Origin of the sequence: Streptomyces sp. NPDC050528, assembly GCF_044457795.1 — a bacterium.
Taxonomy (GTDB): domain Bacteria; phylum Actinomycetota; class Actinomycetes; order Streptomycetales; family Streptomycetaceae; genus Streptomyces.
The window spans coordinates 195,401-213,227 of record NZ_JBITHH010000019.1; the positions used below are offsets into that span (position 1 = coordinate 195,401).

Below are 17,827 nucleotides of genomic sequence, written 5' to 3' on the forward strand. Positions count from 1 at the left end.
GAAATGTGATCACCCGCTCACGCAGCGCAAAAGTGTGGCGTCCTTGTGCGCCCCCGAGCAGAATCGGCCGATGGAACCCGTCACGCTCACGACCGACCGTCTCCTCCTGCGCAGCGTCGGCCCGCAGGACACCGATGTCGTGTATTCCGCCGCCCAGGACCCCGAGATCCAGCGCTGGACGACGATCCCCTCGCCCTACCTCCCGGAGCACGCGCAGAGTTTCACCGAACAACTGGTCCCGGAGGGCTGGGAGAACTGTTCGATGTTCACCTTCGGTGTCTTTCTCTCCGGACTCCCCGGACTCCCCGAAGGGGAGTTGGTGGGCATGCTCGCCATCACGATGCGCTCCCTGGGCGTCGGCGAGGTCGGCTTCTGGGCCACCAAGGAGCACCGCGGCAACGGCTACATCACCGAGGCCACCGTCGCCGTCTCCCGCTGGGCCTTCACCCGCCTGTCGATCGACCGTGTGGAATGGCGCGCGGAGGTCGGCAACAAGGGCTCCCGCGCGGTGGCCGAACACGCCGGTTTCACCATCGAGGGCACGCTCCGCTCCGCGCTCAACAACAAGGGCGTACGACGGGACTGCTGGGTGGGCTCCCTGCTGCCGTCGGACCTTGGCCTGCCGTCGACCGCGCCGTACCTGCCGACCCAGCCGTAGCGCGTCCGTAGCGGGACGAATCCCCAGCTCAGCCCGCGTTGTCAGTGCCACCCTCTATCGTGCGGAGGCATGACGAGTGCCCCGCGCCCCACGACCGACCTGTCGGCAGCCGACGCCCGCCGCATCGCCCTGCGCGCCCAGGGTTTCCTCGGCGCCCCCGACCGCCGCGGGGGCGTGCGCGGCGTGCTCCGCCATCTCGGCGCGGTCCAGCTCGACACCATCTCGGTCCTCGCCCGCTCCCACGAACTCATCCCGTACGCCCGCCTCGGCGCCGTCCCCCGCAAAACGGTCGAGGACGCGTACTGGACCCAGACCCACGCCTTCGAGTACTGGTCGCACGCCGCCTGCATCCTCCCCGTCGAGGAGTGGCCCCACTTCGCGTTCCGCCGCCGCGCCTACCGCAGCCGCCCGCACTGGAACCACGACCTCCCGGACGGCACCTACGACCAGGTCATCAAGCAACTCCAGACCGAAGGCCCGCTCACTTCAACGGAGTTGGGCGGCGCGAAGCGCACCAGCGAGTGGTGGGACTGGTCCGGCGCCAAGGTCGCCGTGGAGCGCGCGCTGATGTACGGCGAGGTGGTGTGCGTGGAGCGCCGCGGCTGGAAGCGGGTGTACGACCTCGCCGAGCGCGCGATCCCGCAGCCGCTGCTGCACGACGAACTGGATGACATGGAGTGCCTCCGCCGCCTGGTCAACCTTGCGGGCGTCTCCCTCGGCGTCGGCACGCGCGCGGACATCGCCGACTACCACCGCCTCAAGGGCGAGCAGGTCGACGCGGTGATCGCCGACTCGGGCCTGGTCCCGGTCACGGTCGAGGGCTGGGGCAAACCGGCCTGGGCAGACCCGGCAGCCCTGGAGACACCTGTGCGCGGCCGCCACCGCACCACACTCCTGTCCCCGTTCGACTCCCTGATCTGGGAACGGGCCCGCACAGAGCGCATCTTCGGCTTCACCCACCGCCTGGAGGCCTACGTCCCCAAGCCGAAGCGGATCTACGGCTACTTCGCGATGCCGGTGCTCGCCGGAGGCCGACTGGTCGGTCGCGTCGACCCCGCGCGCGAGGGCCGCACCCTGGTGGCGAAGCAGGTCACCCTGGACGGCGTGAAGGCCGTCCCGTCCGTCGCCCAGGCCCTGGTCGAGGCCGCGAGCTGGGTGGACTGCACGGACGTACGCGTGGAGCGGGTGGACGCCCCCGAGCTGCGCGCACCCCTCGCCAGGGAACTCGTCCGTCTCCTGGCGTGAAAGGTGATGGGTAGGGCGGTGAGGGTCAGCGGATCTCGAGGATCTTCTCCCGCATCGCGTACACGACCGCCTCCATCCTGGAGTGCAGCTGCAGCTTCTCCAGGATGTTGCGCACATGGTTCTTCACGGTGTTCTCGGAGATGAACAACTGCTTGGCGATATCGCGGTTGTTCATTCCGGTGGCGACGAGTTTGAGAACCTCCAGCTCACGGTCGGTGAGCCGGGGCGCGGGCACCAGTCGGCGCTCGTCGGTGCGCTGGATCATCGACTTGAACTCGGTGAGCAGTTTCGACGCCATGGAGGGGCTGATCTGCGACTGCCCGTCGGCCACGGCGCGAATCGCGGTGGCCACCTCGTCGGTCGAGATCTCCTTGAGGAGATAACCCGTGGCGCCCGCCTTGATCGCGTCGTAGAGATCGGCCTCTTCGTCGCTGATCGTGAGCATGATGATTTTCGCGCTGGGCGCCACCTCCTTGATGGAGGTGCACGCCTCGATCCCGCCCCGCTTAGGCATACGTACATCCATCAGGACGATGTCCGGCAGCAGGTCCGCGGCCTTGTCCACGGCCTCGGCACCGTCGCCCGCCTCACCGACGACCTGGATGTCCTCCTCGGCCGCCAGCACGATCTCCAGGCCGCGGCGGAAGAGGGCGTGGTCGTCCACGACAAGGACTCTGATCGGCTCCTTGCGTGTCGAGCCCGCTTCCGGGCCCATGCCGACGACGCCGCCGTCGGCATCCCCGACATGCATCGGTCCGAAGCTGTCCGCCATCGTTCCTCCCCCTGAAGGCTGTGGCCTGTGGTCCTGTGCCATCGCCAACCCAAGGCAGCGGCCCACCGGTTGGGCCTGTACGGCCATGATTCCATGCCCGGACGACAGTGCGGTCACGGAGCGGGGCGCGAAGTGGTCGCACACCGGTGCCCCTGGGGGCGCACACGCGCTCCAGGGGCACCGGCTCAGCTGTCTGCCGGGTGGGTCAGCCGCCCAGCGTGCCGCCGGCCGCGGGCGGTTGCGCCTGCGTGACCATGGGGTCCGTGCTGAGGTGGATGACGCCGTAGTCGTAGGCGTGCCGTCGGTAGACGACGCTCGGTTCCTTGGTCTCGGAGTCGACGAACAGGTAGAAGTCGTGTCCGACCAGTTCCATCTCGTAGAGCGCCTGGTCGAGGGACATCGGAGAGGCGACGTGGGTCTTCTCGCGGACGACCAGGGGGCCTTCGCCCTTGACCTCCAGCGAGCCGATCTTCTTGGTGGGCACACCGTCCGACTGCTCGTCCGGGACGGCGTGGCCGTTGCCGTTGAGCGTCGCGGCGCCCGGGACGTGGTCGGGGACCTCGGCGGCGGTGAGCCGGCGGGCACCGCGGCGGGTGTTGCGCTTGTCGTGCTGCTTGCGCAGCCGGGCGTCCAGCTTCTCCGCCGCGAGGTCGAGCGCCGCGTACGGATCGTTGGCCGATGCCTCCGCCCGGATCACCGGACCGCGGGAGCGGAGCGTGATCTCCACTCGGTCACAGCGGTCGGCCTGTCGGGGGTTCGGCTCCTTGGACACCTCCACGTCGAGGCTGATCACCTTGCCGTCGAGCTTCTGGATCTTCTCCAGCTTCAGCTTCTCGGCCACGTGCTTGCGGAACCGCTCGGGCACCTCGGTCTTGCGGCCCTTGACGACGATGTCCACGCAGAACTCCGTTCCCGGATCGCTCCGCTTCGCTGCGGAGCGTCTCCCTTTCGCACCAGGCTCCGGTCACCCCGGACCCTCGGACTCGGTGACTTCCACCTCCTCCTCCCCCATGGGCAAGATCTCCACCCCATGGCCGCGGGTGATTGCAGAAAACCCGCAGCACGGCATTCGGATAGGAGAGGTGCGGCCTGCGCCTTTCTCTCACAACCGAACATATCTCGCCCGGACGGATGTCGTCACCCTCTACTGCGGCGTACCTCCGTTCAGGTGAATTGCCCCTGTCATTACCTGCAACGACGCAAGTTCACGGTCAGTTCCGGTTTATTTCGAAGGAATCTGGCGATGCCGCGATCACCGCCGCGCAGATCAGGTCACCAGGGCCGTTCACCTCCACGATTCCCGGTGCACTGAGTGCCATGTTCCTCCCGTTCTCCATTGATCTCTCGGTGTGTTCCTCTCTGCCTTCCCTGGACGCACGCGCATACACAGCGGCAGTCGCGCCAACTTCCCCACCGCCCGCGATCGCCTCCCGCACGGCCCGCGCCGCCTCCCTCAGGGAGGCCCCGGTCGTCATCAGGTCGTCGACAAGCACCACCGGCCCACTGGCGAGCAACCGCGCACCACCCGGAACGACCTCCAGCGCACCAGCGAGATTCCCCATCCGCTCCCGCGAGTTGAGCCCCGACTGATCGGCCACCCACCGCCGCTGCCGCAACACGGCCACCACCCGGGCCGGCGTCCCGGTCCGCCGCAACTCCCCCGCCGCCGCGAGCGCGATCCGCCGCACCGGATCATGCCCCCGAGCCCGCACAGCCGCCCGCGCGGACGGCACGGGGACGAGCAACACCGGCGCGGGACCTGGACTCCGGGCCTGGACGTGGCGGACATGTAGGTCCCGCCCGACTTGAGCCTGCGGCTGGCCGACCTGGTCCTGGCGCCGCCTTGCTTGACTCTCCGCGGTCTGCCGGACCTGCCCGGCCTGTGTCTGTCCCGCCTGCCCGACTTGGCTGACCTGCCCGGCCTGCGTCGGTGCCTGCCTGGCCTGCGCCGCCCGCTGTCTCGCTGCGTGAGTCTGCACAGACTGCCCGGCCCGCCCCGCCTGTGCCGGCCCCGCCGTCCCGACCTGGCCGGCCTGTGTCTGTGCCTGTCCCGCCTGCCCGACTTGCTCGGCCTGTGTCCGTGCCTCCCCGGCCAGCGTCTGCCATCGCCCTGCGTGAGTCTGCACAGGCTGCCCGGCCTGCCCCACCTGCGCCTGGGCGTGTCCCTCCATCCCGACCTGCGTCTGCCGCCGCCCTGCGTGAGTCCGCTCAGCCTGCCCGGCCTGCCCCACCTGCGCCTGCGCGACCTGCGCGACCTGCGCCTGATAACGGCCGGGCTGCGGCTGTTGCCCTGCCTCGACCTGCCCAACCTGAACCTGTCGCGTCTGACGCCGCCGCGCCTGCGCCTGCCGTGTCTGAGTTCCCCCGACCGGCTCGTGCCGTGCCTGCAGCTGCCTCGTGTGAGTCTCCCCGGCTTGCATCTGACCTGTATGAGACCGCCCGTCCTGCATCCCTCCGAACCCCTCAGCCGCTGGCAGTCCCGCCTGAGCCATGCCGCACCCGGCCACTACTGACCGCACGGCCTGCACCGCGTCAGGCTCTGGAACTGCCGGGTGGACGCTCGGCACCACATCGGCCCCAGCGACTGCCGACGGCCCGGCCCCCGCCGCATCAGCCCCCGAACTCGTCAACCACCCAGCCTCAACCGCATCCCGCCACGGAACCGTTGATGAACCGCCCTCAGGTCGTCCAACGTCACGAGGTGCCGCAACGCCTGCCAACGGCCCGCCCCCGCCCGCACCTACCCCAGAGACCCTCAACCGCCCAACCTCCGCCGCATCACCCCCACGAACAGCCACCCGCCCACCCCTCACCGCACCCGCAGAAGACACGCCCCGCAAGTCATCAAGCCCCCCAACCCCTCCGGATCGCACCCGCACCCCACCAAGCCCCTCGCCCACAGACGGCACACCCCCGCAAACCCCCACCCCACACTCCCGCAACCCCACCCGCACAGCCCCCGCCAGCGCCACCCCCAGCGGCCCCGCAAGAGCCAGCGCGCCCCGCTCCTTATGCGCGAGGAGCGCCGCCCGCACCTCGTCCGCATACGGAGCCGCCGCGTACGTCGCCGGCAGCCCGGCAGGCTCCGGTGTCGGTCGTACCCGGCTCGGTACGGCCCCGTTCAGGGCGGCGCGGCACTCCGGGCAGAGCACCGTGCGAGGCCTCCCGCAGCCTCCGCACTCGGCCGGCAGCACCAGGTCCGTGAGATCCCGCCACCACCCCCGCATGCCGACCACTGTGCCAACACCCCGGCCGACCGGCCACCCCTGTGGACAACGGCCTGTGGACAACTCCCCGCAACCGTCAACAGCCGTCACCCACACGAGTGCAGACCCACCCCGGAACACGCGAACGGCCGCCTCCACCGAGCCTCAGCCCGACCGAAGACGGCCGCTTTCAGTCCGCCACGTCAATGCCTCGAAGCACCAAGGCAACCAGCACGCATGCCTCGCCTCGACGGGTCAACGCCTCACCCCGGATAGACCGGCGCCGACCCCGTCTTGACCACCTTCTGCCACTGCGCCCCGGTGGGCAGCCGTACGATCCCGTCCTCCGAGTAGGCCACCAGCGGCAGCTTGTCGTCCTCGGACGCGGCGATCTCCTTGACCCCCGTCAGGGCCGCGGGCGCCGGGCCCTCCGGCGTGGAGCCGTCGACCTGGACGTACCGCATCTGCACCACGCCCTCGTGCTCGCGCCCCACCACCACGAGCCGGCTGTCCCCGGCCCACGACATGGCGGTGATCTCCTCCAAGTCCGGGGTGACGGAACGCAGTTCGAGCACCGAGATCGCCGGCTGCTCGCCCACCGCCCCACTGCGCTGGATCCGCCCGATCAACAGGGACCGCTTGCCGTTCTTCTCCACGACGAGCGCGATCCGCACCCCGTCGGCGGCCACCCGTACCGACTCGATACGGCCGTCAAGACCCGGCGTCTCCACCGCTATCGGCTGCCCCGCGCCCTTCTGCAGCAGGAGCACCCGGGGCTTCTTCGGGTCCCGGTCGGCCACCCAGAGGTCGCCCTGCGCGTCCCAGCTGGGAGCCGTCAGCCGGTCGTCCTCGGTCTTGCCCTGGCTGGTCAGTACGGGGTCACCGAGCGAGGCACCGGACACCATCGACCCTACGTAGAGCGACTTTCCGTCGAGACCGACCCCGGCCCCGGTCTCCTCGTCGCGCGACACCGCGACCGACCGCAGCTGCTTGACGCCCTCGCCCAGCGCGCCCGGCACCGGATCGGCGTGCATGCCGTTGCCGGGCATCCGTACCACCCGGTGCTTGTCGTCGAGGAAGTACAGGTACCCGGGGCGGCTCACGGCACCGTGTGACGCGAGGGTGTCCGCGCTGCTCTCGTTGTAGACGCACAGCTGGGAGCCGTCGGCGGCCTGCAGCTCGACCTTGTCCACCGTGGGCGTCATGGTCTGGAGCGTGTAGAGGATCTGCGTCGCCATCTCGTCGCACCGGGTGAGCCCCACGCGCGAGGCCTTCTGGTTCAACGGGACCGTCAGCTTGTTCTGGTCGTCGGGCGACAGCGAGGTGACGCCCTTGCGCAGCGTCGTCCCGCTGGGGAAGCTCGACCGGACCACGGGCCCGAGCCAACTGGTCGGCCCGTTGAGAAGCGAGCGCACCATCTGCGTCATCGGGTCCACCCGCCGCCGTACGAACACGGGGTCGGCGACCGCGATCGGCTGGGAGTCCGTGCCGGCCGACGTGTTGGACGCGAAGTAGTACTTGTTGACCGACATGTAGTTGCGCTGGAAGTCCGACTCACCCATGACGACGCCCTGCGGCAGCTCGTCGATGCGCCACTGGCCGCTCTTCGTGTCCTTCGTGAGGTGGACGGCCTTGGTGTACTGCCCGTCCGCCGGCGCGTACGCCTGTTCCGAGTCCACCGTGGCGACCCGGTCACCGGTCAGCGTGTACGTGAAGGTGCCGGTGTCCTCCCGGCCGACCGGGGGACGGACCGGCTCCGTGCTCGGCCCGTCGGCCAGCACCGTGGTGGACAGCTCCGGCTGCCAGTCCCGCGCGGCCTTCGCGGACAAGTACATGCGCGCCGTCTTGTAGTTCGGATCGTCGCTGGTCAGAGCCTCCAGGAAGCCCTGCACGATCTCCCCCTGCGACGCGTCCTCCCTCGGCGGCATCGCGAAAACGCGCACCTGGGTGTCCTGTCGAGGCGTCGACTCGACCCCCCGGAGATCCCCGCTGTCGGGCATCGAGGCACACCCCGCCAGCACTACGACGCCCATCGCGACGTACGCCGCCGCGCGTGCCGGCTTCCGCCGGGCGCCCCCCGCGCGGTCAGCGCCCACGAGATGCCTCCCCCTGCTTGTTCGAGTCCTCCGGCACGGCGGCCGGGTCCGAGCTGCCCGCGGCCTCGCTCCGGGCCTGTTCCGCGGCCGGCCGGTCCTCCTGGCGCCGGGTGCCACCGGTCGGCCGGGGCACCACGCGCGCGCCGTTGCCGGGCAGCGCCGTCGGGTCCGCCGTGGCGGTCGTTGCGCCCATCCTCGGGGCGATCGGGGTCCGCGCGGGTATCGGCGACCCCTGGTCGGCCATCGGCTGCACCGGGACCGTCGCGCGCTTGTCACCGCCCCCGCTCGGCAGACCGGCGTCATTAAGTCCACGATTACGGCGTGAGTCCTTGGGCTCCAGGGGTATCGGCGAGCCCCGTAGCGGTTCGTCCGCGGTCCGCGGCAGCGTCAGCCGGAACTGCGAACCGCCGCCCGGCTCACCCCACGCCTGCAGCCAGCCGCCGTGCAGCCGCGCGTCCTCCAGGGCGATGGACAGCCCCAGCCCCGTACCACCGGTGGTACGCGCGCGTGCCGGGTCGGCCCGCCAGAAGCGGCTGAACACCCGGGTCGCCTCACCGGGCTTGAGCCCCACCCCGTAGTCGCGCACCGCGATGGCGACCGCCCCGCCCGCGGTGGCGAGCTTGACTATGACGTCCTTGCCGTCCCCGTGCTCGACGGCATTGACGACGAGATTGCGCAGCACCCGCTCAACGCGCCGGGCATCGGCCTCGGCGACCACGGGCTGCTGGTCGCCGACGACCCGTATCTGCGTGCCCTTGCGCTCGGCGAGCGGCTCGGCGCCGCTGAGCACCCGCCGTACGACCTCTCTGAGGTCTATCGGCTCGGCCTCCAGAGCCGCCGCGCCCGCGTCGAAGCGGCTGATCTCCAGCAGGTCCGCGAGCAGCGTCTCGAACCGGTCCAGCTGGTCGGCCAGCAGTTCGGCCGACCGCGCGGTCATCGGATCGAAGTCCACGCGCGCGTCGTGGATGACATCGGCGGCCATCCGTACGGTCGTCAGGGGCGTGCGCAGTTCGTGCGACACGTCGGACACGAACCGCCGCTGCATCCGCGACAGGTCCTCCAGCTGCTGGATCTTCAACTGGAGGTTCTGCGCCATCTTGTTGAAGGCCTCGCCGAGCCGCGCGATGTCATCCTCACCGGTGACCTTCATGCGCTCCTGTAGACGCCCGGCGGACAGCCGCTCGGCGATCCCGGCGGCCATCCGCACCGGCGTGACGACCTGCCGCACGACGAGCCAGGCGATGGCCCCCAGGAGTACGACGACGAAGAGCCCGGCCGTGGCAAGGGTCCCCTTGACCAGGCTGAGCGACTTCTCCTCCTGGGTGAGCGGGAAGAGGTAGTACAGCTGGTAGGGGTCACCGTTCGGGTCGTTGACCTGTTTGCCCACGACCAGCGCCGGCTGCGACTCCTTGCCGTTGCTGTAGATGATGCGGGTGTAGCTCTGGGCAGCCGTCGTACGGTCGTTGACCCGCGCGCGCAGGTCCTCGGGGACGCTCGCGGACGGGTCGACGTACCCGGAACCGCGCGGGCTGCGTCCGCTGCCGCTGTCCATGCCGGCGGGCAGCGTCACCACGTCGAAGGCGCCCTGGCCGCCGCTGGACAGCGACGACACGAGATCGCTCATCCAGGAGATGACGTTCTGGGAGGAACCGTCGTCGGTCGCGGAACCGTCGGCTGCGGCGCCGCTGCCCGCCTCGTCGGCCCGCTGCTTGGCCACGGCGAAACCGCCCGTGGCCTGGCTCTGCGAGGCCTTCACCTTGGCGTCCAGCAGGCCGTTGCGCACCTGGCCGATGACGACGAAGCCCAGCAGCAGGACGACGCCCAGCGACATCAGCAGGGTCGTGACGACGACCTTGAGCTGGATGTTGCGCCGCCACAGCCGCATGACGGGCAGCAGCGGCCGCCGCACCCAGCGCATGAACAGGCGGAGCACCGGGCTGCCCTGGACTCCGCCCTGCAGCAGCCCGCCCTCCAGCAGGCGTCCCCAGCGGGAGCCCGCCGCCTTCCGGCCGACAGGCCGCCCCGCGCGGGCCCCGGACCCCCCGGGCGCCGAAGCGGCACTGTCCCTGGACATGTCAGCTCGGTCCCGCCTTGTAACCGACCCCGCGGACGGTCACCACGATCTCCGGCCGCTCCGGGTCCTTCTCGACCTTGGAGCGCAGCCGCTGGACGTGCACGTTCACCAGCCGGGTGTCCGCCGCGTGCCGGTAGCCCCAGACCTGCTCCAGGAGCACCTCACGCGTGAACACCTGCCACGGCTTACGGGCCAGCGCGACCAGCAGGTCGAACTCCAGCGGGGTCAGGGCGATCGACTGCCCGTCCCGCTTCACGGAGTGACCGGCCACGTCGATGACCAGATCGCCTATGGCGAGCTGCTCGGGCGCCGGCTCCTCCGACCTCCGCAGCCGCGCCCGGATCCGGGCGACCAGCTCCTTCGGCTTGAACGGCTTCACGATGTAGTCGTCAGCGCCGGACTCCAGGCCCACCACGACATCGACGGTGTCGCTCTTCGCCGTGAGCATCACGATCGGCACCCCGGACTCCGCCCTGATCAGGCGGCACACCTCGATACCGTCCCGTCCGGGCAGCATCAGGTCCAGGAGCACCAGGTCGGGCTTGCTCTCACGGAAAGCGGCCAGCGCCTTGTCGCCGTCGGCTACGAAAGACGGCTCAAAACCTTCACCACGCAACACAATGCCGAGCATCTCGGCCAGTGCGGTGTCGTCATCGACGACAAGGACTCGTCCCTTCATAAACGACATCATCCCATTAACTAAATCGTTACCTGTCGTGACCTGTCACACAGCTCTGCCAGCGCCTCCGCCGTCACGGGCGAAACAGCGCCTTCTTCGGTGACGATCGCCGTCACCAGCTCGGGAGGCGTCACGTCGAACGCCGGGTTGTACGCCTGGGTCCCCAGGGGTGCCACCGGAATCCCGCCTCCCGCTCCCGACACCGTCACTTGGGGTGACGTGATCTCCGTCACTTCAAAGCCGGGGCGCTGCTCCACCTCGATCGATGCCCCGTCCGGCGTGTCCGGATCCACCGTCGTCACCGGCGCCACCACGATGAACGGCACATGGTGATACCGGGCGAGCACGGCGAGCGGATAGCTCCCCACCTTGTTCGCCACCGAACCGTCGGCGGCGATCCGGTCCGCCCCGATCAGTACCGCGTCCACCTCCCCGGCCGCGAACAAAGAGCCCGCCGCGTTGTCCGTGAGCAAGGTGTACGCCATTCCGTTGCGTGCCGCCTCATACGCCGTCAGGCGAGCACCTTGCAGCAACGGACGCGTTTCGTCCACCCACAGCCGCCGCAGCCGCCCGTCCCGGTGCGCCGCGAGCGCGACCGCGAAGGCCGTGCCCTCACCGCCCGAGACCAGCGCCCCGGTGTTGCAGTGCGTCAGAATCCGGTGCCCGCCGCCGGGCAGCAGCTCGTCCAGCAGGGCCAGCCCGTGCGCGGCCATCCGCGCGCTGGCCTCGGCGTCCTCCCGGTGCAACCGCCGCGCCGCCGCCAACGCGGCCCCCGCCGCCCGTTCGGCACCGCCTCCCTCGGCGAGCGCGGCCCGGTGCGCGGCCTGGGCCCTGCGCACGCCGACGGAGAGGTTCACCGCGGTGGGCCGGGCGCCCGCCAGCGCGATCGCGGCCTCGTCCACGTCGAAGCCCCGCGCGGCGGCGAGCGCGACGCCGTACGCCCCCGCGATGCCGAGCAGCGGTGCCCCGCGCACCGCCAGCGAGCGGATCGCGTCCACCAGCGCGGACGCGTCCGTGCACACCAGCTCGACCTCCTCGGCCGGCAGTCTCGTCTGGTCGAGAAGGACCAGCACAGGTCCCTCGGGGGGCTCGTCCCATCGGATCGCGGGTATCTCGGTCGGCCGGCCGTCCTCGCCGGATTGCGCGTACTGATCAGCCATGCGGTCAGTCTGCCCCGTATCCGGCGGACAATTGAAGGTGTGCAGCCCATACCGCGGCCGGTCACCGCTCGACCACCCCATGGCACGATGGCTGCCAACCTGCCGCCGCGCCCGCGGACGGGCACCGTGAAGGAGCGACGATGAACGACACTCCGGGCTGGGCCTCGCCCGGATCCGCCCCGCCCGACGGGCCCGAGCCCGGCGCCTCCGATCCCGCCGAGCCGGCCGACGGCCCCGGTCCCGCACAGCCCGCGGACCAGCAGGGCACGGACCCGTCGGGCTCCGGCCCGCAGTGGTCCAAGGAGCAGCCGCCGGCCGCCCAGTGGTCCGCGCCCACCGGCGCCCCCGGCCAGGGCCAGGCACCACCGCCCCCACCGCCCGGCCCGGGCTGGGGCGGCGGCCACCCCGGCGGCCCGGCCGGCCCTGGTGGATACGGCGGCCAAGGAGGCTACGGCGGACCCGGCGGTTACGGCGCTCCCGGCGGCTGGGGAGCCGGCTGGGGCGGTCCCCCGCCTGCGGCCAAGCCCGGCGTCATCCCGCTCCGCCCGCTCGGCGTGGGCGAGATCCTCGACGGCGCCGTCTCCACCATGCGCACCTACTGGCGCACGGTCCTGGGCATCTCGCTCACCGTCGCCGTCGTCATGCAGACCATCGTCGTCCTCGTCCAAGGCTTCGCCTTCAGCGACCTCTCCAGCACCAACGCCCTCGACGACCCGAACGCCAGCGCCTCCGAAGTCACCCGCGCCATGAGCGAGGCCTTCCTCAGCACCGGCGTCGTCTACCTGGTCGTCCTGATCGGCACCGTCGTCGCCACCGCCCTGCTCACGGCCGTCACCAGCCGCGCCGTACTCGGCAAGCCGGTCACCGCCGGAGAGGCCTGGCGCGACGCCCGCCCCCAGGTGCTCAAGCTCTTCGGCCTGATCTGCCTGCTGATCCTGATGGCCGTCGTCCTGATCGGCGTCCCCACCGTGCCCGGCATCCTCGTGGCCGTCACCGGCTCCGAGGCCGCGGGCATCGCGCTCGCCGTCGTCGGCGGCCTCGCCGGCTGCGTCGCCACCCTCTGGCTGGCGATCCGCTTCTCCCTGGCCTCGCCCGCGCTCATGCTGGAGAAGCAGGGCATCATCAAGTCGATGAGCCGCTCCGCGAAGCTGGTGCGCGGCTCCTGGTGGCGCATCTTCGGCATCCAGCTGCTCGCCCAGATCATCGCGAGCATCCTGTCGTCCATCCTCGTCATCCCGTTCGCCCTGATCGCCGGCCTGTTCAGCGGCGACGGCCTGGGCGGCCTCGTCGACGGCACCGGCGGCTTCGGCTGGACGTTCCTCATCATCAGCGGCCTCGGCTCGGTGATCGGCCGCATGATCGCGTTCCCGATCACGGCGGGCGTCACCGTGCTCCTGTACATCGACCAGCGCATCCGCCGCGAGGCCCTCGACCTCGACCTGGCCCGCGCCGCCGGCGTCCAGGACTACGGCACCGCCGCCCCCGGCCCCACTCCGGGGAGTTGATGCGGTGAGCCTGGCGGGGGGAGTTCTCACAGCGGTTCCTACGGCGCTGCCACGCGCCGTCGATTCGGTCGCGGGAGCGCTATCGCGCGCCCACGGCACGGTCGTCCAGTCGTCGGCCCTCTCGGGCGACGAGCCGCCGGTGACGATCCCGCGCGACCCCGCGCGGGAGGCTGCCCGGCGTGAACTGTCCAAGCAGATGTACCACCAGAACGACCCCAGCCTCGTGCAGCGGGCCCTGGACGCCATCTGGCACTGGGTCGACAAGCTGTTCAACAGGGCATCGGAGGCGGCACCCGGCGGCACACTCGGCCTGGTCGTCGTCATCCTGGCCGTCCTCGCGGTCGGCGCCGCCCTCTGGTGGCGCCTCGGCACCCCGCACCGCCAACCCGCCTCCGCCGCCGCCCTGTTCGAGGACGGCCCCCGCGGCGCCGCCGAACACCGCGCGGCCGCCGAGGCACACGCCGCCCAGGGACACTGGAACCCCGCCGTGCAGGAACGCATGCGCGCCATCGTCCGCGCCCTGGAGGAACGGGCCCTGCTCGACGCCCGCCCCGGCCGCACCGCCGACGAGGCCGTCGCGGAAGCCGGCCGCGCACTGCCCTCGCACACCGCCGAACTCCGCGCCGCTGCCGCCCACTTCGACGACGTGACGTACGGCGGACGCGGCGCGAGCGAGCAGTCGTACCGACGCATCGCCGAACTCGACCGCGACCTGGAGCGGACCAAACCCGCCCTCACGAGCAGCGCCCACAGCACGGCCCACCACACCAGCCAGGGGGCCGCCGAATGACCGCGGAGGCCACGCTTCCCACCACCTCGGCCTCGCCGACCGCCCGCCAGGTGTGGACCCGCGCGCGGGGCATCCTCCTCGCTCTCGTGATCCTCCTGGCCGCCGCCGTCGCGATCGCCGCGATCCGCTCCGACGAACGGCACGGCGACCTCGACCCGCGCTCCGCCGACCCCTACGGCAGCCGCGCCGTCGCCGAACTCCTCGGCGACCGGGGCGTGTCCACGCGCGTGGTCACCACCCTGGCCCAGGCCCGCGCCGCGGCCGGCCCGGACACCACCCTCCTGGTCGCCGTCCCCGACCTGTTGACCAACCGTCAACAGTCCGGCCTGCACGCGGCGTTCGCGAACTCCGGCAGCCGTACGGTCCTCGTCGCCCCCGGTCCCGCGTCCCTGCCCCGGCTCGCCCCCGAAGTCACCGCGGACCCGGGACCCAGCATCGGCTCGACGCTCTCCCCCAACTGCCTCCTCCCCGCGGCCCAACGCGCAGGCGACGCGGAGACCGGCGACTACCGGTACACGACCACCGCGGCCGACGCCGACGAGTGCTACGCCAGCAACAACATGCCGACCCTGCTCCGGCTGCCGGACGCGTCCGGGGGCGGCGACACCGTCGTCATCGGCTCGCCCGACATCTTCTTCAACAAGCGTCTCGACAAGCAGGGCAACGCCTCGCTCGCCCTCCAACTCCTCGGCTCCCGCCCTCATTTGGTCTGGTACCTCCCCTCCCTGACCGACACCTCGGCCACCGACTCCGGCAGCCAGAGCTTCTTCGACCTGCTCCCCTCGGGCTGGCTCTGGGGCACCCTGCAGCTGTTCATCGCCGCAGCTGTCGCCGCCCTGTGGCGGGCACGCCGACTCGGCCCCCTGGTGCCCGAAAAACTCCCCGTGGCGATCCGTGCCTCCGAAACCGTCGAAGGCCGCGCCCGCCTCTACCGCAAGGCCAACGCCCGCGACCGCGCGGCCAACGCCCTGCGCTCCACCACCCGCACTCGCCTCGCCCCCCTCGTAGGCGTCCCCGTCTCCCAGGCGCACGCGCCCGAAGCCCTGCTCCCCGCGCTCTCCGCCCACCTCCACGGCGACGGACAGACCCTGCACGCCCTCCTCTTCGGCCCGCCGCCCAGCGACGACACGGCCCTCATCGCACTTGCCGACCAACTCGACGCCCTCGAAAGAGAGGTACGCCGTTCATGATGGACCCGACCACTGACAACGCCGGGACCACGGGGGACGCGGGCACCGCCCGGGCCTCCCTCGAATCCCTGCGAGCCGAGATCGCCAAAGCCGTGGTCGGCCAGGACCCCGCCGTGACCGGCCTCGTCGTCGCCCTCCTCTGCCGCGGACACGTTCTCCTAGAAGGAGTCCCTGGGGTCGCCAAAACGTTGCTCGTCCGCGCCCTCGCATCCGCGCTCGAACTCGACACCAAGCGCATCCAGTTCACCCCGGACCTGATGCCGAGCGACGTCACCGGCTCCCTGGTCTACGACACCCGCTCCGCCGAGTTCCGCTTCCAGCCCGGCCCGGTCTTCACCAACCTGCTCCTCGCGGACGAGATCAACCGCACCCCTCCGAAGACCCAGTCGTCCCTCCTGGAAGCCATGGAGGAACGCCAGGTCACGGTCGACGGCACCCCGCGCCCGCTCCCCGACCCGTTCCTGGTCGCCGCGACGCAGAACCCCGTCGAGTACGAGGGCACGTACCCCCTCCCCGAGGCCCAACTCGACCGCTTCCTCCTCAAACTGACGATCCCTCTCCCCTCCCGCCAAGACGAGATCGACGTCCTCACCCGCCACTCCGAAGGCTTCAACCCGCGCGACCTGCACGCCGCCGGCCTGCGCCCCGTAGCGAACGCGGCCGACCTCGAAGCGGCCCGCGCGGCCGTCGCCAAGACGACGATCTCCCCCGAAATCACTGCCTACGTAGTCGACATCTGCCGCGCCACCCGCGAATCGCCGTCCCTCACCCTCGGCGTGTCCCCGCGCGGTGCCACCGCCCTCCTGGCCACCTCGCGCGCGTGGGCGTGGCTCACGGGCCGCGACTACGTCATCCCGGACGACGTGAAGGCCCTGGCACTCCCCACCCTCCGCCACCGCGTACAGCTGCGCCCCGAGGCCGAGATGGAGGGCGTGACGGCGGACTCCGTCATCAACGCGATCCTCGCCCACGTCCCGGTCCCCCGCTGATGGCCCTCACCGGACGCGCCGCCCTCCTCGCAGCCCTGGGCTCCCTCCCCGTAGGCATCTGGGAACCCAGCTGGACGGGCATCCTGGCCGTCAACGCCCCCCTGGCGCTGGCCTGCGCCTGCGACTTCGCCCTGGCCGCCCCGGTACGCCACCTGAGCCTCACCCGCTCGGGCGACACCTCAGTACGACTGGGCGAATCCGCAGACGTCACCCTGACGGTAACCAACCCGTCCCGCCGCCCGCTCCGCGCTCGCATCCGCGACGCCTGGCCCCCCAGCAGCTGGCTCCCCGGCACCGAATTCGCCGCCTCCCGCCACCACCTGACGGTCCCACCCGGCGAACGCCGCCGCCTCACCACCCGCCTACGCCCCACCCGCCGAGGCGACCGCCACGCAGACCGAGTGACCATCCGTTCCTACGGCCCCCTCGGCCTCCTCACCCGCCAGGGCACCCACGCGGTCCCCTGGGCGGTACGCGTCCTGCCCCCGTTCACCAGCCGCAAGCACCTCCCGTCGAAACTCGCCCGTCTGCGCGAACTCGACGGCCGCACCAGCGTCCTGACCCGCGGTGAGGGCACGGAGTTCGACAGCCTGCGCGAATACGTCCCCGGTGACGACACCCGCTCCATCGACTGGCGCGCCACCGCCCGCCAGACCACGGTCGCGGTACGCACCTGGCGCCCCGAACGCGACCGCCACATCCTCCTGGTCCTCGACACCGGCCGCACATCGGCGGGCCGCGTCGGCGACGCCCCCCGCCTCGACGCCTCCATGGACGCCGCCCTGCTCCTCGCAGCCCTGGCCTCCCGCGCCGGCGACCGCGTGGACCTCCTCGCCTACGACCGCCGGGTCCGCGCCCTGGTCCAGGGCCGCACGGCACGTGACGTACTCCCGTCGCTGGTCAACGCCATGGCGACACTCGAACCGGAACTCGTCGAAACAGACGCCCGAGGCCTGGCAGCCACCGCGATCCGTACGGCACCCCGCCGCTCCCTGATCGTCCTGCTCACCAGCCTCGACACAGCCCCGGTAGAAGAGGGCCTGCTCCCCGTACTCGCTCAACTCACCCAGCGCCATACGATCCTGGTGGCATCCGTGGCAGACCCACACATCGCCCGCATGGCCACGGCCCGTGGAAACACAGAGGCGGTCTACGAAGCGGCCGCCGCCGCACGCGCCCAGACCGAACGCGACCGCACCGCAGAAAAACTCCGCCGCGCCGGCGTCACCATCGTCGACGCGACACCGGACGATCTCGCACCGGCACTCGCGGACGCGTATCTGGCTCTCAAGAGCGCGGGCCGTCTGTAATACAGCGGGCCCTGCTTGAAAAAGCAGAGCCCTTTACAGAATTCAGAGACCCTTAAATGCAGAAAACCCCCGTACCGATTTAACGGTACGGGGGTTTTCGCAATATTTGTTCGGCGGCGTCCTACTCTCCCACAGGGTCCCCCCTGCAGTACC

15 protein-coding genes and 1 pseudogene are annotated in these 17,827 nt (G+C 71.1%); 8 read left to right on the top strand and 8 right to left on the bottom strand.

What is annotated here, in order from left to right; all coding sequences use genetic code 11:
• Positions 1-70: 70 nt before the first annotated feature.
• Both ACIBK4_RS45980 and ACIBK4_RS45985 read left to right on the top strand, forming a co-directional pair.
• A complete protein-coding gene (locus ACIBK4_RS45980) occupies positions 71-658 on the top strand; it encodes a GNAT family N-acetyltransferase (RefSeq protein ID WP_399005354.1) in 588 nt (195 codons plus the stop codon).
• Between the two features lie 69 nt (positions 659-727).
• Positions 728-1,903 (top strand): winged helix-turn-helix domain-containing protein, encoded by a 1,176-nt coding sequence (locus ACIBK4_RS45985; RefSeq protein ID WP_399005356.1) that lies wholly within the window; start codon positions 728-730, stop codon positions 1,901-1,903.
• Positions 1,904-1,928: 25 nt separating this feature from the next.
• Here the strand turns inward: ACIBK4_RS45985 and ACIBK4_RS45990 are convergent, their stop codons facing one another.
• The 3 genes from ACIBK4_RS45990 to ACIBK4_RS46000 form a co-directional block, all read right to left on the bottom strand.
• Positions 1,929-2,675 carry a response regulator transcription factor gene (locus tag ACIBK4_RS45990; protein ID WP_033287181.1) on the bottom strand — a complete coding sequence of 249 codons (747 nt, stop codon included), beginning with the start codon at positions 2,673-2,675 and terminating at the stop codon, positions 1,929-1,931.
• A gap of 205 nt (positions 2,676-2,880) precedes the next feature.
• Positions 2,881-3,573 carry a ribosome hibernation-promoting factor, HPF/YfiA family gene (hpf, locus tag ACIBK4_RS45995; RefSeq protein WP_019056767.1) on the bottom strand — a complete coding sequence of 231 codons (693 nt, stop codon included), beginning with the start codon at positions 3,571-3,573 and terminating at the stop codon, positions 2,881-2,883.
• 313 nt (positions 3,574-3,886) lie between these two features.
• On the bottom strand, positions 3,887-4,363 hold the full coding sequence (locus ACIBK4_RS46000; RefSeq protein ID WP_399005359.1) for a ComF family protein: 477 nt from the start codon (positions 4,361-4,363) through the stop codon (positions 3,887-3,889).
• Positions 4,364-4,789: 426 nt separating this feature from the next.
• Here ACIBK4_RS46000 and ACIBK4_RS46005 point away from each other — a divergent pair, with 426 nt between their 5' ends.
• Entirely contained in the window at positions 4,790-5,188 is a 399-nt protein-coding gene (locus ACIBK4_RS46005; RefSeq protein ID WP_399005361.1) for a hypothetical protein, read from the top strand.
• Positions 5,189-5,601: 413 nt separating this feature from the next.
• Here ACIBK4_RS46005 and ACIBK4_RS46010 read toward each other — a convergent pair.
• The 5 genes and pseudogenes from ACIBK4_RS46010 to mtnA all read right to left on the bottom strand — a co-directional run.
• Positions 5,602-5,902, bottom strand: a pseudogene (locus tag ACIBK4_RS46010) (ComF family protein); the annotation flags it as partial.
• 242 nt (positions 5,903-6,144) lie between these two features.
• Complete coding sequence (locus tag ACIBK4_RS46015; RefSeq protein WP_399005363.1) at positions 6,145-7,977, bottom strand: LpqB family beta-propeller domain-containing protein; 1,833 nt, start codon at positions 7,975-7,977, stop codon at positions 6,145-6,147.
• Positions 7,967-10,051 (bottom strand): MtrAB system histidine kinase MtrB, encoded by a 2,085-nt coding sequence (gene mtrB / locus ACIBK4_RS46020; RefSeq protein ID WP_399005365.1) that lies wholly within the window; start codon positions 10,049-10,051, stop codon positions 7,967-7,969. Before mtrB ends, ACIBK4_RS46015 begins: the two co-directional genes overlap by 11 nt.
• Before the next feature lies 1 nt (position 10,052).
• Entirely contained in the window at positions 10,053-10,742 is a 690-nt protein-coding gene (gene mtrA, locus ACIBK4_RS46025; protein ID WP_187284748.1) for a two-component system response regulator MtrA, read from the bottom strand.
• A gap of 8 nt (positions 10,743-10,750) precedes the next feature.
• Entirely contained in the window at positions 10,751-11,890 is a 1,140-nt protein-coding gene (mtnA, locus tag ACIBK4_RS46030) for an S-methyl-5-thioribose-1-phosphate isomerase (RefSeq protein WP_399005368.1), read from the bottom strand.
• Between the two features lie 140 nt (positions 11,891-12,030).
• Between mtnA and ACIBK4_RS46035 the strand changes: the two genes are divergently transcribed.
• Genes ACIBK4_RS46035 through ACIBK4_RS46055 form a run of 5 tightly spaced genes read left to right on the top strand, consistent with a single transcriptional unit; the run spans position 12,031 to position 17,674 of the window.
• Positions 12,031-13,395 (top strand): hypothetical protein, encoded by a 1,365-nt coding sequence (locus ACIBK4_RS46035; RefSeq protein ID WP_399005370.1) that lies wholly within the window; start codon positions 12,031-12,033, stop codon positions 13,393-13,395.
• 4 nt (positions 13,396-13,399) lie between these two features.
• Positions 13,400-14,185 carry a DUF4129 domain-containing protein gene (locus ACIBK4_RS46040; RefSeq protein ID WP_399005372.1) on the top strand — a complete coding sequence of 262 codons (786 nt, stop codon included), beginning with the start codon at positions 13,400-13,402 and terminating at the stop codon, positions 14,183-14,185.
• Complete coding sequence (locus ACIBK4_RS46045) at positions 14,182-15,375, top strand: DUF4350 domain-containing protein (RefSeq protein ID WP_399005374.1); 1,194 nt, start codon at positions 14,182-14,184, stop codon at positions 15,373-15,375. Before ACIBK4_RS46040 ends, ACIBK4_RS46045 begins: the two co-directional genes overlap by 4 nt.
• On the top strand, positions 15,375-16,364 hold the full coding sequence (locus ACIBK4_RS46050) for an AAA family ATPase (RefSeq protein ID WP_399005398.1): 990 nt from the start codon (positions 15,375-15,377) through the stop codon (positions 16,362-16,364). Before ACIBK4_RS46045 ends, ACIBK4_RS46050 begins: the two co-directional genes overlap by 1 nt.
• A complete protein-coding gene (locus ACIBK4_RS46055; RefSeq protein ID WP_399005376.1) occupies positions 16,364-17,674 on the top strand; it encodes a DUF58 domain-containing protein in 1,311 nt (436 codons plus the stop codon). The genes ACIBK4_RS46050 and ACIBK4_RS46055 overlap by 1 nt, the downstream gene beginning before the upstream one ends.
• Positions 17,675-17,827 lie beyond the last annotated feature (153 nt).